This is a genomic window from Bartonella tribocorum (assembly GCF_002777915.1).
Lineage (GTDB): Bacteria > Pseudomonadota > Alphaproteobacteria > Rhizobiales > Rhizobiaceae > Bartonella > Bartonella tribocorum_A.
Map to the genome: position 1 here is coordinate 78,926 of NZ_NJGE01000003.1, position 25,859 is coordinate 104,784.

Consider the following 25,859-nt stretch of genomic DNA (forward strand, 5'->3'; position numbering starts at 1 on the left):
TTTCTTACTTTGCCTCATTTTTTATCAATTAATTTGCCTGACGACGTAAAAACGCCGGTATTTCTAACTGATCTTCTTCACTGATAAAAGTACGCTGATCTTGTGGAACCTGAGGATGCAATTCACCAGAACGGCGTGGAACATAAACAGAAGCATCTTGAGAAAGCGCCTGAGAATTTTTATTATAAACGTGAGACTCTTGCTGCTGTGACGATCTCACAGCAGGTTCCAACCTCGCTTCTGGCTCTGCTTCCTCACGATGTGTCAAGCTCTGTTTCAAACGCTGCCAAAGGTTACGAGGACTTTGATCAGCCACAGATGCTCTTTGACCTTGTCCGTGAGCAACAGGAGGAAAATCCTTTAACTCAGGCATACGCATTGGAGAGCGCGCCTGCATCTGTTGCATTTGTTTTGGTTGCACTGGCTTTTCTTTTTGCTTCACGATCCCTGTCATCTCATCAAGATCATCAAGAACATGCGCTGTTGCTTCCATGCTCACAGGAGCCGACATAGTTTGTTGAGAAGCTCGGCTTACTTGCATACGTGGACCATTTGATATCTGATCCTGCACAGTATTTGAACCATAAGCAACCGTTTTTGTCGCATTTCGTGTCATCATTGCCTCTGCAGGCTGCGCAAAAATTTGACTTTTAGGACGAAACTGTTCTCCTGTTGGCTTCCCCTTTTCTATTTCAAGTGATTCGATGACTTCTACCATTGATTCAGAACGCAAAGGCGATGACTGAACATGAAAAGAACTGTTTGGTGTTCCAGAATCATTCTTGCGTATTGAAGAGGTTGGTCTTTGAAGCTGAGACTGAGAGGACTGAACCACATTACTAACCTCACGATCAATACCGGTAGCAACCACGGATACACGAATAACACCTTCCAATGACTCATCATCAATGGCCCCAAAGATCACATTCGCATCAGCATCTACTTCTTCACGAATACGATTAGCAGCTTCATCCACCTCAAAGAGCGTCATATCACGCCCCCCCGTAATAGAAATCAATAAACCACGTGCTCCACGCATAGAGGTATCATCCAACAATGGGTTAGCAATAGCAGCTTCAGCAGCCGCCAAAGCACGCCCTTCACCAGATGCTTCCCCCGTTCCCATCATAGCTCGGCCCATTTCGTGCATAACAGAACGAACATCAGCAAAATCGAGGTTAATCAAGCCCTCTTTAATCATCAAATCCGTAATAGAAGCAACACCAGAATAAAGCACTTGGTCAGCCATAGCAAAAGCATCAGCAAATGTTGTCTTATCATTTGCAATACGGAAAAGATTTTGATTAGGAATAACAATCAATGTATCAACAGACTTTTGTAATTCTTCAATACCAGCCTCTGCCGTTTTCATACGACGAGCCCCTTCAAACTGAAATGGCTTTGTCACAACACCAACGGTCAAAATACCCTTTTCACGCGCCGCGCGAGCAACAACGGGAGCAGCGCCTGTTCCAGTTCCGCCCCCCATACCAGCAGTAATAAAAACCATATGAGAGTCTGCAAGATGATCGATAATTTCATCAATACATTCTTCTGCCGCTGCTTGTCCAACTTCTGGTAAAGCCCCAGCACCCAAACCTTCTGTGACAGCTGCACCAAGCTGAATAACACGTTCAGCCTTTGACATAGCCAAAGCCTGTGCATCCGTATTTGCAACAACAAAGTCAACTCCTTGAAGACCAGCATTAATCATATTATTCACGGCATTCCCGCCACCACCTCCAACACCAAAAACGGTAATGCGTGGCTTCAATTCCGCGATATCTGGCCGATGCAGATTAATCGTCATTTTCTTTTCCTTCTCATAAGACACCGCAAGCCAAAGCGATGAAATTTATCCAACTAGACTTAACTAAAAACTCTCACGCAACCACTGACCAACACGCTGAAAATATCCACGTGTGCCCATCGATAAATGATTTCCTGCCACTTGCATTGTTTTTTCTTCAAAACCCACCACTTGCGGATAAATTAACAACCCAACAGCAGATGTAAACGCCGCCCCTTTTGCAAGAGAAGGAAGCCTCGAAATACCTAAAGGCCGCCCGATACGAACATTTCTTCCTAATATAGTACGTGCCATTTCCGGCAATCCCGTTAACTGGCTTGCTCCCCCAGTTAAAATAACACGCTTACCAATGATATGACCAAAACCAGACCGATTTAGACAATCACGGACCATTTCTAAAATTTCTTCAATACGTGCACGAATGATGCGCCCAAGAAGCGCACGAGGATACTGGGTTTCACGCTGATCATTCCCAATTTCCGCTACATTAATCATTTGCCGCTCATCAGCACTTGTTAAAAGTGCTGAACCATAAACAACTTTTAAACGTTCCGACTCTTCTAGAGACATAGAAAATCCACGCGCAACATCAAGAGTAACATGATGCCCCCCAACAGCAAGAGCATCCGCATGGACAAACTTTCCCTCAAAAAACACTGAGACCGTTGTTGTGCCACCGCCAAAATCAATACATGCAGCCCCTAAATGCGCCTCATCATTCATCAAGACAGCAAGACCACTTGCAAAGGGTGTAGCAACCATTGCTTCAACACTCAAATGTGCACGATTAATGCAAGTTTCTAAATTACGCAAAGAGGCTGTTTCTGCTGTTAGCACATGCACATCAACACCAAATATTTCCCCTGCCATTCCGACAGGATCAGAAATTCCTTTGTCTCCATCCAAAACATAGGAAACCGGAACTGAGTGCATGACATGACGTTCAGCATCAAAAGCTTTACGCGAAACATCTGAAAAAGCCATACGCATATCACGCTTGGTGACTTCACGACCGTTTAAATGAACCTTTCCATGAATCAAAGCACTTTGTAATCGACTTGAAGAAAAATTCACAATGACTGAATCCACCACCAAACCAGCCATTTTTTCTGCCGCATCAACAGCCAAGCGTATTGATTGTTCTGCGGCAAACATATCCATGACAACACCAGATTTAATACCGCGTGAACGCTGTACGCCAAAGCCTAGAATTTCCATAGAATGTGTACGCCCATGTAAATAGTGCGCATGCTTTAAAGGACGCAAACAGGCAATAAGACAAACAATCTTACTTGAGCCGACATCAAGAACCGTTAAAAAACGTGTCTTACGTCCCCCCCGATGATGTGATCTGAGCAACATCATGGGTTTCCTGCCTTTCGTGCCTTTAAAATACGTTCTTCTTCTGCGACACTCGCATCATAACGCTCCAACGTTTCATCGGATAAAGAAACAGTAATTCGATCAGCAAGACGTAAATCAACCCTGAGAATATCGCGCGATAAAAGATCTTGCATTGTACCGGACGAAACAAGAGAGGAAAGCCTTTCAAGAGCACCATTTTCAGGCAACATAACGCGCATTTCATTATCCAAGATAAGATCCCAACGCCGATCCCCTACCCGCACAAAAGCGCGAACACGATCATACACTTGCCGATAGACTGACAGCGCTTGAATAAATCCTTTCGCTGCATTTTGCGCACCCTGCCCAACCACAAGAGGCAAACCCCGAACAATTTCTCCTTTAAAGGGTACAATAACGCGCCCTGTATTATCAATGATATCCATTATACTATCATGTTGCCAAATAGCATAAGGTTCACGCTCCACAATAGAAATACGCAGTCTATTGGGATAAATCTTCTGAACATTCGCCGATTGAACCCAAGCTTGTTTTTCCAAAAGAGAACGGGCCCTTTCAACATCAAAAGTGAATATAGAGGGAGCAACATCAAGTTTTAAAATTTTCAAAATATCCTGCTTTGCCAATCGCTTATTCCCAGTGATATCGACATCAACGACCACAAAACCACTATCCGATATGATCGTATTTACGATCACAGCCATCTGACCACTTGATGAAAGTCCATAAAAAGCCGTAACAAAGAAAAACCATACAACAGCAAAAGAACCGAAATGACGTGGAATATGAATATTGACAAAAACAAACTCAAACATAAACCGAAGAAAACGACGATAAAGACGTGGCAAAGCCGGCACTGAAAGCACCTCCATCGGAACATTTGTTTTATTAACATTCAACGCATACATGATGCGTCCTCCACCATCCATTGAACAATATCGCCGTAAGTACGGCCGCTCGCTTTTGCAATATCAGGAAGAAGAGACGTCGATGTCATACCGGGTTGCGTATTAATTTCAAGCCAAACCAATTCTCCTGTTTTCTCATCAAAACGAAAATCAGAACGACTAACACCTCGACACCCTATCGCCTGATGGGCTGCTAAAGACATTCTTTGCACACTTTGGTAAATATTTAGTGAAAGTTGTGCAGGACAAATGTGAAAAGAACCACCCGTTTTATATTTTGCATCATAATCGTAGAATGGAAAGTGTTGATCGGGAAGAATTTCGCACACGTCTAGCACTTCATTCCCTAAAACAGCACAAGTCAATTCACGACCAGCAATATATTTTTCAACCATCACCTCATCTGCATATCCCCACTCAGCTCCCCCAATATTATGCGGCGGTACAACTTCATTTTCCTGGACAATGACAACACCAAAGCTTGAACCTTCACACACAGGTTTAATGACATAAGGAGGCTCCATGGGATGCACTTTCCCAACATCAAAGCGGTTCATAATACGAGAAGGAGCAACACAAACCCCAACACTTGCAACAATAATTTTCGCACGTCCCTTATCCATGGCCAAAGCAGATGCCATCACACCAGAATGGGTATAAGGAATTTTTAAATATTCAAGAATCCCCTGAATCCGACCATCCTCACCAAATGGACCATGCAATGCATTGAAGGCAACATCGGGCTGCAATTGTTCAAGAACAGAAGCAATATGCCCATCAACGTCCACGCGACTTACGCGATACCCCTGCATCTCAAGAGCATCAGCACAAGCTTCCCCTGAAGATAAACTTACAGACCGTTCAGAAGAAAAACCTCCCATTAACACAGCTATATGTTTATCTTTCATAATAAATCACCCTCTTTCGCATACTATATCTAGTCTATATAGAAAACACCGGCACCACATACAGGAAAAACGAAGTTTATCCTTGCGAATCAATAACCTAGCATTTTGCATAATGAATCAGACTCAAAAGCTTGATGCAAGAGATTCTTTGTTAATTTATTGATTCTTAATAGAATTTTTTTATTATCTCTTTGAAATGACTCAATTTTTTATTAACACTTTTTTAGTGAACAATAAATCAATGAAATGGATTAAAAGGAGAGACACTTCGACCTTGCTCAAATTGACCGATACGCTCTATTTCCCATTGTAAAAGGTGAGCTGAATGTGCAAAAACACGCGCACGCACTGTTTCGCCCAATGCTTCAAGATCATATCCTGTTGCTTGCCCTGTATTAATCATAAAATTACAGTGCATTTCACTCATTTGAGCACCCCCAATCCGTAAACCACGACACCCTGCTTCATCAATCACGCGCCATGCGGATGTATCTTTAGGATTTTTGAAAGTTGATCCCCCTGTCTTTTCGCGAATAGGTTGCACTGTTTCTCTGTGGAGGGCAACTTCATCCATAGCAGCACGAATAGCATCTTTATTACTGGGTTCCCCTTCCAATAAAGCAGCCGTAAAAATAAAATCTTCAGGAATATCACAATGGCGATAGGAATACTGCATATCTTTCAAACTCAAGATATGACGTTGTCCTTTGCGATCCAGCGCATAGACCTCAACAACACGCGCAGCGGTTTCAACACCATTCGCACCCGCATTCATTTTGAGAGCCCCGCCAAGACCACCTGGAATACCATGATAAAAATGAAACCCTGCAATTTCCGCCTTTAACGCAGCAGCAGCTAAATGTTTATCTGCCGTACCAGCACCAACTAAAAAGCCCTTTGGAGAAACTTGCTGCACTTGCCCAAAATTTTTTGGAGAGAGACGAATTACAACCCCAGGAACGCCCCCATCACGCACCAGAAGATTAGAACCAATACCTACAATTGTTACAGGAACAGTTTCAGGCAAATTGTGAAGAAAGAGAGCCAAATCTTCTTCATCAACAGGTTGATAAAAAAGCTCTGCCAACCCGCCTGTGCGAAACCATGTCACCTTACGCATCTCAACATTAGGGGTAAGCTTACCTCTGACATTACCCAACAACGGTTGCAATTGCGCCAATAGCGCCTCACCATCAATATGCTGAAAATTTATCATGACCATCAAGTCCCAATAACTGATGCGGCAACGCACAAGCCCATTGTGTGATATTTCCAGCACCAAGAAAAACAACATAATCCTCTGTCTGAGCAAACTTTGAGACAAGAGACACAACATCTTCCAGACTGTGTATCAAGCGCACATCACGATGACCAGCCATTTTAATATGCTCTACCAATTCTTGTGAACCAAACCCTACGATAGGCTCTTCACCAGCCGCATAAACGGGGGTAATCAACACTGTATCTGCATCATTAAAACAAGCAGCAAAATCATCAAATAAATGATACAAACGCGAATAACGATGGGGTTGTGCAATAGCAATGATACGCCCCTTTGCACTCTCACGTGCCGCACGCAAAACAGCCTTTATTTCAACAGGATGATGTCCATAATCATCAAATATTTCAATGCCACGCCAACTTCCTGTTCGCGTAAAACGCCGTTTTACGCCACCAAATTCTGCTAAACCCTTCTTTATCAATTCATTTGAAATTCCAAGTTCATGCGCAATAGCTATTGCTGCTGTTGCATTGGCAACATTATGCTGTCCTGCCATGGGCAAAAGCAAATTTTTTAACTCAATCTTTCTTCCTGTCTTGCGTGAACGAATAAGAACATCAAAATACGTTTTTTGACCATCCATCGAAAGGTTAAGAAAACGAACATCCGCTTGTGGATTTGCACCATAAGTAATCACCCAACGATCATCAATACGACCCGCCAATGACTGAACCTCTGGATGATCAAGACACAAAACAGCAAAACCATAAAAAGGAACATTTTCTACGAATTGCCGAAAAGCTGCGCGGACAGCATCAAAACTTCCATAATGATCCAAATGCTCAGCATCAATATTGGTAATAACAGCAATATCAGCAGGCAGCTTTAAAAATGTACCATCGCTTTCATCGGCTTCAACAATCATCCAATCGCCCTCTCCTGTACGAGAATTCGTACCATAAGCATTAATAATACCGCCATTAATCACCACTGGATCAAAATGACCAGCATCAAGAAGCGCTGCGACCATTGATGTGGTCGTTGTTTTACCATGTGTACCACCCACCGCAATTGCGCGCCGAAATCGCATCAGTTCCGCAAGCATTTCTGCACGTCTGACAAGTGGCAAATGTCTTTCTTTTGCAGCAATATACTCAGGATTTGTTTTTTTAACGGCAGTAGAAAAAACAACAACCTCTGCATTCCCTAAATTGTCAGCACAATGGCCTATATGAACATTAATTCCTTTTCTCCGCAAACGCTCAACATTTGCACTCTCAACTTGATCGGACCCTTGAACTTTATAGCCAAGATTATAAAAAACCTCTGCAATTCCACTCATGCCAATCCCACCGATTCCAATAAAATGGATAACACCTATATCAAGTGGCATTTTCATCAAAAAGCTCCTCTTTTATATCTGATATTGATCGCCCCTCAATCAAAGCTTCAGCCATATCCGCAAGGCAACAAGTTGCATGAGGTTTTCCAACTTTTTTCGCAGCAAGCGCTTGTTTTTCCAACAAGTGCGGAACACAACAGGCTTGCGTTAAAAGAGCCGCAAGTTTTTGTGCACTTAAATCCTTTTCTGATATAATTTGCGCCGCCCCCACACGCGCAAGAAGGGCAGCATTAGCAGCCTGATCATGATCCAAAGCATGGGGATAAGGAATAAGAAAAGCAGGTCTACCAATCACCGCTATCTCACAAACCGATGAAGCACCAGCGCGCGACAAGATCAAATGGGCATATGCCATACGTTCAGCCATATCATCAAAGAAAGAAGCAACTTCAGCTTGCACACCCATATCACGATAAGTTTTAATCAACTCTCCAGCATCACCACGAACTTGCTGTACAATTCGTAAGCGTCTACGGTTCTGATCATCGAGTAAAGCAATCGCTTCTGGAACAATGTGTGAAAAAAAAGAAGCCCCTTGGCTACCCCCAAAAATCAAAAAATTAAATGGCTCTTCCCCCACAGAAGAATGATAAGGAATTTCAACCGCCTTCAACACAGCCTCACGCACAGGATTCCCCGTCAAAAGCGTTTTATGGGCATAAGCACCATGTAGTGACAACAAACCACCAGCGATTGCACGCACAAAAATTGCCAACATCCGATTGGCACGTCCCATAACAGCATTTTGCTCATGAATAAATGTTATACGTCGCATTAAGGCCGCAATAAAAAGAGGAGGAAAACTTGGATACCCCCCAAAACCACCAACCAGAACAGGACGTAATTTATAAAATAATGCCAACGATTGCCCCATACCCCTGAGCAAAGACCAAAACGTTTTTATCAAAGCAAAAGGATGGCGTCGTGTAAATGTTGCCGATGAAACGATATGTGTATGCTCTTCATCAAAGCTGCGTACAAAAGATCGTGCTCTTTCATCTGTTATCAAATGAACATCATATCCACGCTGCCTTAATTCAACAGCAAGTGCTTCAGCAGGAAAAAGATGTCCACCTGTCCCACCCGCCGCCAAAACAATAACTTTTTTATCATTCATAAGGCGTATCCAAAACAGAAGAAGAAAAAGCTGAAAGACGCGCTTCTGGCCAACGACGTGTTAAACTGAGTAAAATTCCCATTGAAAACGCAATTGCCACCATTGATGAACCACCATAAGAAATAAACGGCAATGTCATGCCTTTAGGAGGGATTAAGTGAAGATTTACGGCCATATTAATAGCTGATTGAAACCCAATCATCATGGCTATGCCCGTAATACCAAGACGTATAAAGGAATCACGTGTATTCATAGCTATATACAATGAACGCATAACGATAAAGCCAAAAAGCATCATAATGAATAAACAAAGAATAATACCATATTCTTCAGCAGCAACAGAAAATACAAAATCTGTATGGCTATCAGGAATAATACGTTTTACTGTTCCTTCTCCCGGACCTTGCCCAAACCAACCACCATTCAAAATAGCCTCACGTCCGACATCCACTTGAAAGGTATCTCCTTCCCCTGTCAAAAAACCATTGATACGATCGCGCACATGAGGCAGAAAAAGATAAGCTAAAACAATTCCTACAACGCCCAAAATGAGAAAGAAAAAAATAACCGTAAGCGGCACACCAGCAATAAAAAACAGCCCCCCCCATGTTGCACTTATTAAAATTGTTTGTCCAATATCAGGCTGTAAAACCAGAAGAACACAACAAATGGCATAAAGAAGAGTTGCCAACATGTAACCTGGAATTCCCCTCCTTCGTAACTGTTCTGAAAAAAGCCAAGCAGACATCACCACAAAAGCCGGCTTCATAAACTCTGAAGCTTGTACAGAAAAACCAAAGAGCAAAATCCACCGCCGTGCTCCCTTTAATTCAGGCCCCCAAAATAAGGTTGCAACCATAAGAGCAAGCGTTACAATGAGCAAAAGAGCACATAAACGACGAATATTAGGAAGCGAAAAAAAAGAAATGGTAACCATCACAAAAAAGGCTGAAATGCTAAAAATGATATGCCAGCGAACAAAATAAAAACTATCAGCAATTCCGATTTTTTTTGCAATAGTGGGGCTAGCTGCAAAGGACAGCATAATGCCAATCCCCATTAAAATTAAACAAGCTGCAAAGATAGAGCGATCAATCGTCCACCACCAATTCGCAATGGGGTCTCTATCTGCACGCGTAATCATTTATATCCACCTTATCCGTTTTATAAATTGTCTCAAAGTGATAAGGTTCCCCAACCTGTTTAACAAACACTTTAAAAACTAAATTACACAAAAAAAGATTCCGGAGTCTTAACGCGAAAATATTTTTTTATAATTGATGCTTCTTTTTATTGTAACTGCATCACCAAAGAGACAAATGCTTCGCCGCGCACCTCATAATTTTTAAATTGATCATAACTTGCACAAGCAGGTGACAAAAGAACCACCACCTCCTTTGCCTTGCAATGCATAGCATCAATGGTCGCTTCACGCACCGCATTCTCCAAAGTTAAACTCATTGAAAAAGGAAAAGCAGAACCAATAATGCGTGCAAATTCTTCCGCGGCACTCCCTATTAAATAGGCTTTACGAATTTTAGGAAAAAATTCTCTAAGAGACTCAATTCCTCCCTTTTTTGCTTGTCCTCCAACAATCCAAAAAATATCATTAAAGGCGCAAAGTGCAGGCGCTGTTGCATCTGCATTCGTCGCCTTGCTATCATTGATAAACAACACTGCTCCCATTTTACGGACCTGCTGCATACGGTGGGGCAATCCTTTATAGCTTGCCAAATGCTTGTTTAGAGAGGGATCGGTTATTTTTAAAGCCTGTAACGTTGCCAAGGACATAAGCGCATTTTGCGCATTATGACCTCCACGCAAAGCAGCCATGGAAGCAAGATCTGCAAGCATATGTCGCTGTCCTTGACGAACAGAAAAGAGCTTGGTCCCCTCTGCATAAAAACCATTTTCCACAAAATGATCTTTGGAAATTGCCTCAATTTTATGCCCCTCGTGAAGCAATTGTTGATACAAAATCTCACAAGCTGCATCATCAACTGAAATAAAAGCCTGAGAAGCCTGAGCAACCAGCTGCTTTTTGGTTTGCACATAACGGGCAAAACTCCCATGGCGATCAATATGATCAGGGGTCAAATTCAATAAAAGTCCAATGGTTGGCTGAAGAGAGGGAGTAAGATCAATTTGAAACGACGAACATTCAATGACATAAATACGTTTTTTAACAAAGGGCTTAAGCGTCAGTATCGCCTGTCCAATATTTCCCCCCATCTGCACATCATAGCCCATTTTTTCCAACAAATGGGTAAGCAAAGCCGTTGTTGTCGACTTTCCATTCGTCCCTGTAATCGCAATGAAAGGAACATCCTCATCACAAAAACCAGAATGCTGTAAAAAATGATGGCGCGCACGAACAAATAATTCAATATCACCGATAATCTCTATATTTTTTTCTCGCGCTTTTTCAACAACCCAATGGGGTTGAGGATAATTTAAAGGAACTCCAGGTGCGAGAATCAGAGCAACAAATTCTGACCAATCCTCATCATGAAGATCTCTTGTTGGAATATTTTTCTCAAAAGCTGCTTGCACGCTTGCAGAATTATCATCCCACGCCACCACTTGCGCACCGCCACACATCAATGCTTGTGCCGTTGCTAATCCAGACGTTCCTAATCCAAACAGAGCAACTTTTTGACCTTTATAACACGCAACAGAAATCAAAATCTCACCGCAATTTAAGTGTTGAAAGACCAATGAGAGCAAGAACAATTGAAATAATCCAGAAGCGTATCACCACTTGGCTTTCAGTCCAGCCTTTTTTCTCAAAATGATGATGGATTGGTGCCATAAGAAACACGCGTTTCCTCGTCAATTTGAAATAACCAACCTGAATAACGACCGAAAAAGCTTCCACAACAAAAAGCCCACCAATAAGAACCAAAACGATTTCATGCTTCGTAGAAACCGCAACAGTCCCCAATAATCCTCCAAGAGCCAACGAGCCAGTATCCCCCATAAAAATAGCAGCCGGTGGTGCATTAAACCATAAAAAGCCAAGCCCTGCCCCAACCACAGCCCCCAATAAAACAGCCAGTTCACCTGTTCCCGATACATAGTGTATCTGGAGATAATCAGCAAAATTCATATTACCACACAGATAAGCAATCAGAGCAAAAGATAAGGCTGCAACCATCACAGGAACAATAGCAAGCCCATCAAGTCCATCCGTCAAATTAACCGCATTCCCCGTTGCGACAATAACAAAAGCAGAAAAAGGAATGAAAAACCAACCCAAATGGATAAGATAATCTTTCAAAAAAGGCAAAGCGAATCCAGATGAGCCAACCTGCAGAATGACAAAAGCAGCAATTGCTGCAACAAAAAACTCCAAGCTTAACCGTGCTTTCCCAGAAAATCCTTTGTCTGTTTGTTTTGTGACCTTAAGATAATCGTCATAAAATCCAATAGCCCCAAAAGAAAGCATCACTAAGAGCGATACCCAAAAATAAATATTGGATAAATTACACCACAAAAATGCCGATACAACAATGCCGGTTAAAATCATCAATCCACCCATTGTAGGTGTTCCAGCCTTTTTAAAATGTGTCTGAGGACCATCGGCACGAATCGGTTGCCCTTTGCCCTGACGCAATTTAAGAGAAGCAATGATGCTAGGTCCAAACAAAAAAACAATGAGCCCCGAGGTCAGCATCGCTGCTATCGTGCGAAAAGTAATGTAGCGGAAAACATTCACACCTGGAAGCCAATCACTAAACGAAGAAAAAAACAGCATCATGGGACAAAAAACCTCTAAAAACTAGTCAAGAAACCGCTTTATAGTGATCCAGCAATGCAGTCACAATATTTGATGAACAAAGGCTATTGGATGATTTAATCATAAGCAGATCCCCAGGAGAAATTTCTACCAAAAGAAGCGGTAAAATTTTCTCTATATTTTCAGCATAATGAACCTTAACATCAGAAGATAAATCATCGACTAAAGATTTCATCATCTCACCAAATAAAAAAACGGGATTAGCACCAGAAAGGCGGATTGGCTTTATTAAATCACGATGAAGCTTTTCGCTATACTCCCCTAACTCTAACATATCCCCTAAAACAGCAATTCGCCGCCCTTTCTCTCCTACTGGTCCTGTAGCAAGAAGTTCAAGAGCAGCACGCATAGAAGCAGGATTAGCATTATAACTTTCATCAATGAGATAAAATTCACCTCCATTTGGTAAAGACAATCGATAACGAACACCCCGCCCCTTTTGAGAAGAAAAATGGCTCAAAGAAAGAAAAACAGGCTCTAGCTCAACCCCCATAGCATCACAAGCCGCAATAACCCCTAAACTATTTTGCACAATATGGCGCCCCGGAGCTCCAATTTGGACCTCCCTATCCCCTCCTCTAATACGCACCATCATAGAAGAACGATCGGTTAAAAGATGTATATCCTGCGCCTGATAATCAGCATTTGCACTTTCACCAAAGCTTAAAATCTTTTTCACACCGCATTGCTTTGCTTTTTCAACGAGACAAGAAAAAAAAGCACTATCCGCATTTAAAATAGCAATACCTTCCTCATCCAATCCTTCAAAAATTTCAGCTTTTGCCTCTGCTATTTCTTCAAGATCTTTGAAAAAACCCATATGTCCTGCACAAATATGCGTAATGAGAGCAACATGCGGACAAACGAGTTTAACAAGAGGGCGAATTTCATCTTTATGATTCATGCCAATTTCAAAGATACCATAATCACTCTCCATCGGCATCCGCGCTAAAGTAAGCGGAACCCCCCAGCAATTGTTTAAAGAAGCGAGATTCGCATGAACGTTCCCAGCCATTGCAAGGACTTGTTTCAAAGCTTCTTTTGTCGTTGTTTTTCCCACTGATCCTGTTATCGCTATAATTTTAGCTCTTGAACGTTTGCGTGCAGCTTTCCCAAGTTTTTCTAATGCTTGCAAAACATCCGGAACAACGATCAATGGAGCCGATATCTTTTCCATATCCCTCAAACGATGTTCTGCCACAATAAGAACACCTGCACCTCGTGCATAAGCTTGCAGAGCAAAATCATGACCATCAAGATGATGCCCCTTAATGCAGAAAAAAATATCACCTTCTACAAGAGTACGGCTATCAATGGAAACCCCAGAAAAAGTTTCTGGCACGTTTCCAATAGCAATACCATCAACGGCCGCAATAAGTGCTTGTTTATCCCATAAAGCTGTCATCTCCTCCGATCCTCTAAAGCTTCTATCGCTTTCAAACGATCTGAAAAAGGATAAGCTGTCTGCCCTATAATTTGGCCATCTTCATGACCTTTTCCAGCAATAATGAGTGTATCACCAGCTTTCAAAAGCCCCACCGCATAAGAAATAGCTTCGCCACGATCTGCTATCTCTATTGCTGTTGGCACCGCCTGTAAAATATCCTTGCGTATTTTTTCTGGTATTTCTGTGCGAGGATTATCGTCCGTTACAATAACAATATCCGCTTTATCGGCTGCAATTTTTCCCATTAAAGCTCTTTTTCCTTGATCTCGATCCCCCCCACAACCAAAAACGACAACCAAACGCCCTTGCGTAAAGGGACGAACAGAAAGTAAAACCTGTTCCAAAGCTTCTGGTTTATGTGCATAATCAATATAAACAGGCGCATTATTGTCTGTCTTTCCAACAAGCTCTAACCGACCAGGAGCCCCCTGCAAAGTTTCAAGCGCAGAAAAAACCTTATCAGGAGAAAGACCTGTTGCAATGGCTAATCCTGCAGCCACAAGTGCATTGGTCACCTGAAAATCTCCAGCTAAAGGCAAATCAAATGTATAAATCTTGTTTTCCACACGACACTCAATACACTGTTTTGAACGTTGATGTTCAACACGATTAATTGTAATAAATTGCCCCTTACGTCCAATTGTCAAGACACGGCGGCGCGCTTGTGTAACTGCATCAATAACCTTTTGTGAATAGACATCATCAGCAAAAATCAAAGCAGGCGCAGATACAGGCAACAATGTATCAAACAACTTCATTTTAGCCCGCAAATAATCCTCTACGCACCTGTGATAATCCATATGATCTCGCCCTAAATTGGTAAAAGCCCCAGCCGTTAAACGGACTCCATCAAGTCGTCCTTGATCAAGACCATGTGAAGAAGCTTCAAGAGCTGCATGGGTCACACCTTCATGAGAAATTTCACAAAGAAGACGATGTAAAACAACTGGATCAGGTGTTGTGAGAGAACCATAATCATTCCGTTTAGGAGAAACAACACCAACTGTTCCTATACTCGCAGCACACAATCCAACATGAGTCCAAATTTGCCGAATAAAAGAGACAACAGATGTTTTTCCGCTTGTACCCGTCACAGCAACGACCGTTTCAGGCTGAGAACCATAAAAGCGGGCAGCTGCCAACGCGAGACTATGACGAACATTCAAAACACGCAAAATTGGAACGGATAAATCCTCAAGAACAGCCTGACAATCAGTAACGATTGCACATGCTCCACGCTTTATCGCATCATTGATATAGTGTCTTCCATCCCCTTGTTTTCCTTGAACAGCGACAAAAACATAGCCCGGTAAAACTTGTCGAGAATCTGCACTGATTCCTGTTATTTCCATTGAAGAAAGTTTCTGATCTTCAAGACATTCTGTAAAAACTGTTCCAAACAACATAACGACACACCTTTATATTCATTTTACCGTTGTTTAACGAAACTTGAATGGCTCTTTTTACCTAAAAGAGGTTCATATTCTTTTTTAAAATCGGGCTTTACACCAAGAAGACTCGCTGAGCGACGAACAATATTAGCAAGCATTGGCCCCGCATTCATCCCTGCTGTTGCGGAATTTTTCCCCTCCTCTGGCTTAGGTTCATCAATAATTGTTAAAACAACATAAGCAGGATCATCAATCGGAAAAGCCGCCAGAAAACTATTGAAATTTTTTGTTTTAGAATATTTTCCGTTTTCAACTTTCTCAGCTGTTCCTGTCTTTCCGCCCACCCGATAGCCTTCTACTGTTGCATTACGTCCAGAACCAATATCACTATTTAGTTGATAAAGGTAACGCATATTCTGACTTGTTTTGGCCTGCAAAACCTGTTTTGCATGGTGCAAAGTTTGTTCTTTCGTCCGTTTTAAAAATGTCGGCTCAATCAACCAACCACCATTCATTAAAGCAGCAGCCCCAACAGCCGTTTGCAAGGGTGTTGTTGCCATACCATGCCCAAAAGAAATTGTCATAGAATGGATATCCTTCCAATGATGTGGCACAATAGGATGAGCAACTTCAGGCAACTCTGTTGTGAGACGATCCAAAAGTCCTAATTTTTGCAAAAAACCACGATGTTTATCAATCCCTATCGCTAATGCCTCTTTAGCAGAACCAATGTTGGAAGAATAAATAAAAACCTCCCATAACGTTAAGGGACGATTTTTTCCATGAAAATCATGAATTGTATAGCCACTACTTGCTTTTATGGGCGTTGAGGCATCAATAATACTGTTTAAATGAAAAATACCAGAATCAAGAGCCATAGCTGTCGTAAAACTTTTAATGATTGATCCCATTTCAAAAGTTCCAGCCGTCATCCGATTAAGACGATCACTTTTTAAAGCTTCAGTAGGATTTCCAGGATCAAAATCTGGGAGTGATGCCAAAGCCAAAACTTCCCCCGTATGTATATTTAAAATAACAGCGCCTGCTGCAATTGCCTTATAACGTTTCATAGCCTGAATAAGTTCATCATGAACGATTGCCTGAACACGCACATCAATCGAAAGCTGAACTTGTTTTAATGATTCTTCCACAGCAAGACCAGCAGCACGCAGAGCACTCAACCCCGTATCATCGATATATTTTTCCATACCCGCAATGCCCTGATTATCCACATTGACCATGCCCAGAATATGGGAAGTTATAGGTCCATCGGGATAAAAACGACGAATTTCAGTCCGAAAACCGATTCCTGGAATACCAAGCGCCATAATTTGCGTCTTCTGCATGGGTGTTAACCCACGCTGTATCCAAGAAAAACCGGTTTTTCTTTTTAAACGCTTATAAGTTTCCTGCCAATTCAGATCAGGCAAAACTGTTGAGAGCAATTCAATTGTTTCATCCGCATCAATAATACGTCGTGGCTCAGCAAAAAGTGAATAGGTTTTAATATCTGTTGCTAATAAACGACCATTACGATCAACAATATCAGGCCGTGCCATCAATTGAAGAGTACTTGGTCCTTTAGCTTCTTCAATCTGTCCACCCTCCAACCCATAAGAAATAAGGCAAGCACCCATAATGGCGTATAAAATTAAAAAGCAGAACAATGAAAAAAGCAGCCGTGGACGACTAGAATAGGAACGACGAACAGAAACATTATAATTATTCAGCGAACTCTTTAAGCGCTTTTTTTTCTGTGATAATAAAAAGAGCGATTTCATTGCTGTACGCCTTTTTGAACAACGCGCTTAACTTGAAAAGCCCGATTATGTGCCCCAATATCCTGATTATCTTCCAAGATATTTTGTTTAATCACCTCTTCAATTGGATCGTATTCCCGTACTGGAATATCTTTAAACTCCACGATCTGACGCGGCTGTATAACTTCTAACTCAAGTTCTTTTTGATAACGTTTCGCGAGTTTTTGCATGCGTGAAGGCTTTATCATGACAGCCCACTCAGCATGAAGCAAACTCACCGTATTTTTTGCTGCAGCAATTTCATGCTCAAGATGACGAACCTCGCTCATTCGTTTTTGAACATCATATTTTACTTTATAAGTAAGCCCCGCCATACAAATCATAATCATCACTAAAATCATATCAAATGTACGGAAAACTGTCATTTTTTGCCACCTTCAAAACTGGCAATTTCTGCTAAACCAAATAATTTCATATCTTCTGCAAGAGCCTCTGCGTCAGTCCGCACCCCTATACGCAATCTTGCAGAACGTGAACGAGGATTTTGCTGTAACTCCTCTTTATTTGCCGTTATCCCCCCTTTAAACAAAGGAAAAAATGTTGCTGGCGAATGCTTTATTTCAGGCAAATAACGTGATCTCATCCCTTCTCCAGAACGCGCCGAAAAAAATCTTTTGACCATACGATCTTCAAGAGAATGAAAACTGACAACCCCCAAACGGCCTCCAGCTTTTAAAACGCGTTCAGCAGCAAATAAACCATGCGCTAATTCACCAATTTCATCATTAACATAGATACGAAGAGCCTGAAAAACACGTGTTGCAGGATGAATGCGATCTCCAGGCTTGCGCCCTACCAACGCTTCAATAGCATAAGCTAAATCACCCGTACGCAAAAAAGGCTGAACAGCACGACGCTTTTCAATCATTCGTGCAATTCGCCCTGCATAACGTTCTTCTCCTAATATCTTAAAAATATGCGCTAAATCTTTTGCTTTTAAATGATTGATAACATCGCTCGCGGTAAAACCCGTCTGAGCCATTCGCATATCTAAGGGACCATCTTTTTGAAAAGAAAAGCCTCTTTCTGCTTCGTCAAGCTGCATTGAAGAGACACCAATATCCAAAATAACCGCATCCACCTTCTCTTCAACGACACGATCGAGCTGTGAAAATTCCATATGAACCAAACGAAGTCGTGGAAAAAATTCATCAACAAGGGATTGTCCAGCACCAATGGCGTGAGGATCACGATCAAGAGCAATCACTTCCGCCCCTGCCTTTAACAAAGCACGCGTATAACCACCAGCACCAAAGGTGCCATCAATCACTTTTGCGCCAACCAATGGCATAAGCCCAGCCAAAACTGGCTGCAACAACACTGGAATATGGCGTTCAGCTCTTTGATTCTGTTTTGTCAAAATAATCCGTCTTGAAGTTATACTGTTTCAAATCAACAGCGCTCTCATGGCAACCGATACCAGAATAACTAACCCTCAACTTTCATATTAATCACCATGAAAGAAAAAAGTTAAAGATACTCCAAGACACATCCTAACGTATTATACTTAAAGAAATGTTATAATTTTTTAAAACACTCTTTAATTCAAGTGTCCATTTCAAACACAGACTCCATAAAAGTCTATATGTCATTGAGCATACAAAATATCGCGTATCATCATGAAATATCAGTCGGCCTATAAGCCGGGTTCTGTATAGTAAAGCTTGTACTTTACATGGCAACCATTCATCTGGGACGGATGTTACCATCCGCCTCGTGCAACCTACCCGAATGACTCGCCCGGAAATCGGCTGCAAATTAAATCTTGCACGTCATTTCTATTTGGTCTTGCTCCCGGTGGGGTTTACCTTGCCACATTCATTACTGAATGCGCGGTGGGCTCTTACTCCACCCTTTCACCCTTACCTATAAAAATAGGCGGTTTACTTTCTGTGGCACTTTCCCTAGGGTCACCCCCGCCGGGTGTTACCCGGCACCGTCTTTCCATGGAGCCCGGACTTTCCTCACCTGCCGCTTTTCAGCATTGGACAAGCGCGGTTGCCCAGCCGACTGACGCATTGACTTATAAAACATTTTCTGCTCCGTGAAAATAGTATCTTAAAATATTTTAGAGCCTATCTCTTTCAAAAGACGTTTTTATTTCAATGAAGCTAAATACATTTTCACTTTTGCACAATATTTTGCCGAAATGGAATTCATTTTTTTTGCAGCATGGCCCGCGTTATATTTAAGGATTGTACCACACGTACTTCCACCACTGAGTTTATAGGCCCGCGCCAAATAACGCATACCATATTCAAGATTGGTCGCAGGATCGTATAAATCTTTTACAGAACCACTAAAGCCCAACCCTCGTGCCGTAGAGGGCTTTATTTGCATCAAACCTATTTCGCCCGCTGCCCCCTTTATGCGTGCCTTATAATTACTTTCAACTTTTACAACCGCATGTGCTAAATTAACGGGAACATTATGCTTAGTTGCAAGTTTCTGAATAAGAAACTCATAAGGACGAGCAAGTGTCTTAGAAGAAACAATTACTGAGACTTCTTTTGATTCTGCAACCTTTAAGGCACTATGGGTCCAACTTATATCAAATACAAAAAATACAGCACACGCTGTATTTAACAAGATTTTCAAAAATTGCATTTTCTTTCTCTTCACAACATTCTCAAATTCTATCCGCAAATATTTTGCAAGAGCATTGTACAAAAAAAGAAAGCAAAAGAACGGCTTGAAAAAGGAAATACTAAGACAATTTCAAGATAAAATTCTGTAGCAAAAGAAAATCTCTTTATGCACAAATTATAGATTGCTCTATATCATAAAATAAAAAAAATAAAGAGAATATATTCAATCTTATAGTATATTCAATAAAATGATATACTCTATCAATTTCTGTTATTGATATTGTATCAATCAATTTTTATATTACAAAAATAGCAATTTAAATGGACATAATATTTTTTACAGATGATGATTAAATTCTTTATTGAGATTAATTCCACAAAGAAATAGAAAGAAGACAATCTTTACTGAAGATCCGCGATAGCGCAGAAGTTTCATAAAAAATCAAAACCCTTATCAACGCTTCACACACGTCAATAAATGCCCGCAATACTCTTTATACCCAATAAAACCATCAACTAAAGCCAATCGTAAAACCTATCATTGTGCATAAAGCTTATAGATATACAAAATCCTCATACTCTTTACACATTTAAAATATTACAATAGCCTTGATATTTGAGATAACTCAAAGAAGCTTTTTACTTCTTTCCGTATAAACCACACCGCTTCCCGCTTGTAATGTACAAGCAACTCGTTTTATTGCTTCACCATGAATAAATTTGAAACGGAAGAATTCCACTACAGTCGATATTCTCACTTCATATGTAAAATGATAAATGACCGTTACAAAATCATATACTTCTTTGTTCCTACAACAAATCTTAACAATTATTTTTTTCTATTTTTTTAAATTCTCTAAAATGCAATCCCCTAAAGCCTTTTGAAGGAAAATGGACCTCTCATCCTAATCCAAATATTTTTTGCTTTATCCCAGATTAATATCTTAGCAGCCTTGCATCTCATTTCTAGAAACCATACAAGTGAATCCACATCAAAAAATCTGCAAGAAAAAGAAAGCTAAAACTTTTGAGAGTCTTCTATCTTCCTTATCAAACAGAAAAATAACTGACATATAAAACGCGCTTAATGTGTTTCGTTACAACATTCATGCCTTTGTTTTTCTAAAATGAGCACTCTCAGATTATGCTCACCCTTTATCAAAACACTATCTTGATTTGAGCTGTTTTTTATTCCTTTTTTGCATTTATCATTATAGCCCATTGATAATGTGCATTAATCTGAAACACCATCGATAAACTTGCGGTCACTCTCGTAACGATCGCAACCTTATTTTATACTCTGATTGATTGCTTTTTGGATAAGATAAACTTTGCTAATTATCTTACAAATTGATTACTTCCCTCACGCTTTTCAAAACGTCACGAAAAACTCTCATCCCTCCTTTAAAATAAAACCCAAAAGCATGATTTTTAAAACAGCTAAAAATAAGAATCCAAAATGGAAGGACGAGACATCGCTTTTGAGAAAGCCATAGCAACAGCTTCACCAAACTTGTGAGCCTCTTCACAACTCTGACCGAGCTCAGAAGCAAATGAAACCGCATCGCGACGCAGATACACAATAAAAAGCTCTTGCTGCTGAGGGCTCATCTTAGAAAGATGCGTGATAATATCTGGAAAAGACACAGACAATCTCTCTAGAAAGAACCCCTCTGTTACATCAATCTTTTGAGAAGAAAAAGAAGAATGACTGAAAAAAAACTGAGAAACAGCACCACTTCGAGAAACAAAAAGGCTCGCGCTAAAAATAAAAAATACAAACAAAATAAAAATAATACGATGTCTGAAAGAATCCTTCATCTCTTACCTAAAGATCACAAAATAAAAATTCCCTTTATAGTATTTGAGACACTTCAATAAAGAAAAATTCCAATCATTGCCAATAAACACAACAACGCTAACAGCCACACGCATTCACTTAGAACTCTAAGTTCAACAATAGTAGATCTCACACCCTTTACTCCTCCCCTGTTGATACCCTAAAAAAATTCCAAAATATGCTACAAAGAGCCTGACTGAGGTAATCCTCAGTCAGGCCAGACAATCTAGGGGATCCACGCGGGGGGGGGGAGGAGGTTCCCCGATCGTCTTCTCACATCAACCACTAAGATAGCCGATGCAATATCCTTGCTATGGAATAAAATGATTTAAACAACAAGAACTTCTTATCATCTTCTACGTAAAAAAGCACAAAAGAATTATAAATTATTCAAAAATGGTGAAATTTAGGCAAAAAAAATTCAGAATGACCCAATTTGAAGCAATTTTATTCCAAGAACACATCAATTAGAATCTATAACCATTATAATTTTTTTATAATAATCTCTTTCACAACTCTAATGATCATAATTAAAATAACAGGTAATCTATAATATATTTACCCTATAAAACTAAAACGTAGATTCAGTAGAATCACTTACCCAACAACAATCAACACAAAAGAACACATTAATTATTTAAATAAAAACAACAAATTAAATAGAAAAAGCCTTATCTATCTTCATGAGAATTTCTGAAAACGCTCTTTTGAAACTATTGTCAAATCTCTTACGCAACAACAACCATGAAAAATTTAAACAGCTTACAAAAAAACGAAAACTCTGAAGATATTTATTTCGAATCATGCTCTATGATCATTCCTAATCACGATAAACTATCTTACAATAGCCAGCACATCCCTCTATGTTATTTAGAAAATCAGAGAATAAAGCACGTTAATGAGCGCAACTTATGCAAAATCTATTTGTTTATCTTTGATATCATCAACCAATAAACGAGGATCACGAGCAAGCCAAAGTGTTACCACGCACTCCTTACTGTTTTTATTTTGTATAGGAGTAAGACAAATCGTTTGTTCTAAAACAAGTCCTACATTTTTAAGCCATTGTTCTATTTGTAAAGCCGAAAATCCAAGCCCCATATACGCTTGATCAGAATGTGAAGATTCAACTTTATGATAACAAAAGTCCACAATCAATAAACGCCCATGAGGACGCAAAACACCTGATATTTCATGAAGAACCATTTCAGGTTTTTTAAGAAAATGTAAAACCCAATGAAGAATGACTAAATCAAAAGTTGTCTCTCCAACAGGTAAGTGCAAAACATCACGATCAAGCACGATTTCAATCGCATGCGTATAAAGATCAGAAAACAATTTTAAGATAGACCCTCCACCCATTCCAATATTCAGCATCGTCTGAAATGGCTTATCACCCACGATTTTAAGTAAAGCATTTTCCACCCCATGATCTGCCATATAGGACGATCGTAAGAAATCCCATTGCGATACATTTTGTAAAAAATGCTTCTTCTTTGTTTTTTTACGCTGCTTTTTGACATCCTTCAAACGTTCTAAATCATGCGCTAACAACACATCATGCTTTGGCAAAGCTGAAAGAATGCCCATCACAATATCTTTACCCCAAAAATCATGACAAAGTTTAAAATAAAGACAACCTCCCTTCTCATAACGCTCAATCAGTCGTGCTTCGTATAATAAATATAAATATCGTGATATACATGCTTGCGATTGATCAAGGATAAAAATAAAATCAGGGATTGTTAAATCTTCATGATGCAAGAGCCTAAGAACACGTAAATGGCTCACTTCTGCTATCGCTTTCAGTAACACAATCGTTGCATCTAAACTTGCACTTTTTTTCATAATCATCCCCTCAACCTTCCTATAAACATTTGTTTATAGGAAAAAAAGTCAAGCATAATACGCATATTCTTATCTATTTCATTCCAAATATTTTTATCATACTATGAAAAAAACAAGCTGTAGCAAAAGATGAACAGACCTTATCCCATTGCCCATAAATAATTCTAATAAATTGATTTATAATAATGATTCAATACTTTTAGCTTACACAAAAGACTAAAGTATTGTAATCTTTTCTCATTTCAAACCTATTCATGGTGAATCAATTAAACTATTCTCTTGCAGCTCAGAAATGGCAACCTATGAATAAAAAACACAAACGTTGAGTGAAATGCCTCTTATAGCGATCTTAAAACAAAAATTATCCAACATTAGGAGAGAATAAATAATAAGATGATTTCAGCTTGTAGCTTTTTAAACAAAGACGCTAATGCTAAACGAACAGAGCATTTATAGAATGGCCCTTCTTTCCATAAAAAGATTTCCCCTTTTTATGGCAACTTTTCAAGCAAGGACAGCTATAGATCACAAGTAGAATAACTTTATTTAGGTCATAAGCTCATAAAGAGCCTCTCCTCTTTCCAATGAATAACAACTTCCACGGAATACACACGACATTATTGATGAAACCATAAACACAAAAACACACTATTTTCTCAATAAAGTTCCTATAAGATAAGAAATTCTAGCGTGTAAGAGGCTTATAATTTGCGTGCTTAGGATTAAGGGATTCAACCCCAAGACGGCGAACTTTATCAGCCTCATATTCAGCAAAATTACCTTCAAACCATTCCACATGGCCATCACCTTCAAAGGCTAAAATATGCGTTGCCAATCGATCAAGAAACATACGATCGTGCGATATGATCACGGCACAACCAGCAAAATTTTCTAATGCATCTTCCAATGCACCCAACGTTTCAGTATCAAGATCATTTGTCGGTTCATCAAGAAGCAGCACATTCCCCCCCTCTTTTAGAAGTTTCGCCAAATGGACACGATTGCGCTGTCCTCCTGATAAATTTGCCACCTTCTGCTGCTGATCAGCCCCCTTGAAATTAAAAGCCCCGCAATAAGCACGACTATTCATTTCATATTTGCCTAACTTAATAATGTCATTTCCACCAGAAATCTCCTCCCAAACAGTTTTATCACCTGCCAAAGAATCACGACTCTGATCCACATAACTCATGTGAACTGTTTCACCAATACGTATTTGACCTGAATCGGGCTGTTCTTGTCCTGTCAACATTTTAAACAAGGTCGACTTTCCCATACCATTGGGCCCAATAACGCCGACAATGCCCCCAGCAGGAAGTTTAAAAGAGAGAGAATCAATCAACACACGTTCGCCATAAGCTTTAGAGAGATGATCAACTTCAATAACAACCTGTCCCAATCTTTCTCCAATAGGAATAATAATTTGCGCCTCTCCAGGACGGCGTTCACGTGCCGCCTGAACCAACTCATCATAAGCTTTAATCCGCGCTTTTGATTTTGCTTGTCGCCCTTTTGGACTAGAAGCAATCCATTCTTGCTCACGTGATAAAGCACGTTGACGCGCAGCCTCTTCACGACCTTCTTGAGCCAAACGCTTTGCTTTAGCCCCCAAATAAGCAGAATAGTTCCCCTCATAAGGGATACCTCTACCGCGATCTAACTCCAAAATCCACCCCGTAACATTATCGAGAAAATAACGATCATGGGTTATCAAAAGCACAGCACCAGGATATTCACGCAGATGCCTTTCAAGCCAAGCCGTGGTTTCAGCATCTAAATGGTTTGTTGGTTCATCCAAAAGCAACAAATCAGGTTTTGATAAAAGCAATTTACAAAGCGCCACACGCCGCTTTTCACCACCCGAAAGTTTTGTCACATCCCCCTCAGCTGGCGGACAACCAAGAGCAGCCATCGCCATTTCTACTTGACTTTCTAAATCCCAAAGATTCTGACTGTCAATAATATCCTGAAGGCTTGCACTTTCATCAGCCGTTTCCTCGCTATAATTCATCATCAATTCGTTATAACGCTCAAGAATGGCCTGTTTATCTGCAACTCCCTCCATCACATTGCCACGCACATCTTTGCTTGCATCAAGCACAGGTTCTTGTGGGAGATAGCCACAACGTGCTCCTTCAGAAAGCCATGCTTCTCCCGTATATTCCTTATCTAACCCAGCCATAATACGTAAAATAGTTGATTTACCTGCACCATTTGGTCCTAAAATACCGATCTTCGCATCTGGATAAAAAGACAAATGAATATTTTCTAAAATTTTTTTATTGCCGTAAGATTTGTTGAGCCCAGCCATATGGTAGATAAATTGACGTGCCATAAATTTCTCTTTATATTATGCGATATTAAAGATTAGGATTTTGAAAAAACTGCTTTCGC

At 40.4% G+C, this 25,859-nt stretch carries 19 protein-coding genes and 1 other RNA gene; all 20 read right to left on the bottom strand.

Features of this window, described 5'->3' with window-relative positions:
- Positions 1-28: 28 nt before the first annotated feature.
- Positions 29-1,810, bottom strand: coding sequence for a cell division protein FtsZ (ftsZ, locus tag CER18_RS02035; protein ID WP_100128446.1), 1,782 nt, complete (start codon positions 1,808-1,810; stop codon positions 29-31).
- A 63-nt stretch (positions 1,811-1,873) separates the two neighbouring features.
- The gene (gene ftsA / locus CER18_RS02040) at positions 1,874-3,175 is read right to left on the bottom strand and encodes a cell division protein FtsA (protein WP_100128447.1); all 1,302 of its coding nucleotides are present in this window, start codon (positions 3,173-3,175) and stop codon (positions 1,874-1,876) included.
- Positions 3,172-4,083 (bottom strand): cell division protein FtsQ/DivIB, encoded by a 912-nt coding sequence (locus CER18_RS02045; protein ID WP_100128448.1) that lies wholly within the window; start codon positions 4,081-4,083, stop codon positions 3,172-3,174. The genes ftsA and CER18_RS02045 overlap by 4 nt, the downstream gene beginning before the upstream one ends.
- Positions 4,071-4,991 (bottom strand): D-alanine--D-alanine ligase, encoded by a 921-nt coding sequence (locus tag CER18_RS02050; RefSeq protein WP_100128449.1) that lies wholly within the window; start codon positions 4,989-4,991, stop codon positions 4,071-4,073. The genes CER18_RS02045 and CER18_RS02050 overlap by 13 nt, the downstream gene beginning before the upstream one ends.
- Before the next feature lie 238 nt (positions 4,992-5,229).
- Positions 5,230-6,207, bottom strand: a complete 978-nt coding sequence (gene murB, locus CER18_RS02055; RefSeq protein ID WP_100128450.1) for a UDP-N-acetylmuramate dehydrogenase — start codon at positions 6,205-6,207, stop codon at positions 5,230-5,232.
- Positions 6,185-7,612 (bottom strand): UDP-N-acetylmuramate--L-alanine ligase, encoded by a 1,428-nt coding sequence (gene murC / locus CER18_RS02060; RefSeq protein WP_100128451.1) that lies wholly within the window; start codon positions 7,610-7,612, stop codon positions 6,185-6,187. The genes murB and murC overlap by 23 nt, the downstream gene beginning before the upstream one ends.
- Positions 7,596-8,732 (bottom strand): undecaprenyldiphospho-muramoylpentapeptide beta-N-acetylglucosaminyltransferase, encoded by a 1,137-nt coding sequence (gene murG / locus CER18_RS02065; protein ID WP_100128452.1) that lies wholly within the window; start codon positions 8,730-8,732, stop codon positions 7,596-7,598. Before murG ends, murC begins: the two co-directional genes overlap by 17 nt.
- Positions 8,725-9,876 carry an FtsW/RodA/SpoVE family cell cycle protein gene (locus tag CER18_RS02070; protein WP_100128453.1) on the bottom strand — a complete coding sequence of 384 codons (1,152 nt, stop codon included), beginning with the start codon at positions 9,874-9,876 and terminating at the stop codon, positions 8,725-8,727. Before CER18_RS02070 ends, murG begins: the two co-directional genes overlap by 8 nt.
- A gap of 146 nt (positions 9,877-10,022) precedes the next feature.
- Positions 10,023-11,417: a UDP-N-acetylmuramoyl-L-alanine--D-glutamate ligase gene (gene murD, locus CER18_RS02075; protein ID WP_100128454.1), complete on the bottom strand. Its 1,395-nt coding sequence runs from the start codon at positions 11,415-11,417 to the stop codon at positions 10,023-10,025.
- 4 nt (positions 11,418-11,421) lie between these two features.
- Positions 11,422-12,492 carry a phospho-N-acetylmuramoyl-pentapeptide-transferase gene (gene mraY, locus CER18_RS02080; protein WP_100128455.1) on the bottom strand — a complete coding sequence of 357 codons (1,071 nt, stop codon included), beginning with the start codon at positions 12,490-12,492 and terminating at the stop codon, positions 11,422-11,424.
- A 25-nt stretch (positions 12,493-12,517) separates the two neighbouring features.
- Positions 12,518-13,936 (bottom strand): UDP-N-acetylmuramoylalanyl-D-glutamyl-2,6-diaminopimelate--D-alanyl-D-alanine ligase, encoded by a 1,419-nt coding sequence (locus CER18_RS02085; protein WP_100128456.1) that lies wholly within the window; start codon positions 13,934-13,936, stop codon positions 12,518-12,520.
- On the bottom strand, positions 13,933-15,384 hold the full coding sequence (locus CER18_RS02090; RefSeq protein WP_100128457.1) for a UDP-N-acetylmuramoyl-L-alanyl-D-glutamate--2,6-diaminopimelate ligase: 1,452 nt from the start codon (positions 15,382-15,384) through the stop codon (positions 13,933-13,935). The genes CER18_RS02085 and CER18_RS02090 overlap by 4 nt, the downstream gene beginning before the upstream one ends.
- A 23-nt stretch (positions 15,385-15,407) precedes the next feature.
- Positions 15,408-17,150 (bottom strand): peptidoglycan D,D-transpeptidase FtsI family protein, encoded by a 1,743-nt coding sequence (locus CER18_RS02095; RefSeq protein ID WP_100128458.1) that lies wholly within the window; start codon positions 17,148-17,150, stop codon positions 15,408-15,410.
- On the bottom strand, positions 17,147-17,554 hold the full coding sequence (gene ftsL, locus CER18_RS02100) for a cell division protein FtsL (protein WP_100128459.1): 408 nt from the start codon (positions 17,552-17,554) through the stop codon (positions 17,147-17,149). The genes CER18_RS02095 and ftsL overlap by 4 nt, the downstream gene beginning before the upstream one ends.
- Positions 17,551-18,549, bottom strand: coding sequence for a 16S rRNA (cytosine(1402)-N(4))-methyltransferase RsmH (gene rsmH / locus CER18_RS02105; RefSeq protein ID WP_100128460.1), 999 nt, complete (start codon positions 18,547-18,549; stop codon positions 17,551-17,553). The genes ftsL and rsmH overlap by 4 nt, the downstream gene beginning before the upstream one ends.
- 263 nt (positions 18,550-18,812) lie before the next feature.
- Positions 18,813-19,203: RNase P RNA component class A (gene rnpB, locus CER18_RS02110), an RNA gene on the bottom strand.
- Positions 19,204-19,286: 83 nt separating this feature from the next.
- Complete coding sequence (locus tag CER18_RS02115) at positions 19,287-19,796, bottom strand: lytic transglycosylase domain-containing protein (protein WP_100128461.1); 510 nt, start codon at positions 19,794-19,796, stop codon at positions 19,287-19,289.
- Positions 19,797-21,217: 1,421 nt separating this feature from the next.
- Positions 21,218-21,598: a hypothetical protein gene (locus CER18_RS02120; RefSeq protein ID WP_100128462.1), complete on the bottom strand. Its 381-nt coding sequence runs from the start codon at positions 21,596-21,598 to the stop codon at positions 21,218-21,220.
- 928 nt (positions 21,599-22,526) lie between these two features.
- Positions 22,527-23,465, bottom strand: a complete 939-nt coding sequence (locus tag CER18_RS02125) for an ArsR/SmtB family transcription factor (RefSeq protein WP_100128463.1) — start codon at positions 23,463-23,465, stop codon at positions 22,527-22,529.
- A 685-nt stretch (positions 23,466-24,150) separates the two neighbouring features.
- Positions 24,151-25,800, bottom strand: a complete 1,650-nt coding sequence (ettA, locus tag CER18_RS02130) for an energy-dependent translational throttle protein EttA (RefSeq protein WP_100128464.1) — start codon at positions 25,798-25,800, stop codon at positions 24,151-24,153.
- Positions 25,801-25,859 lie beyond the last annotated feature (59 nt).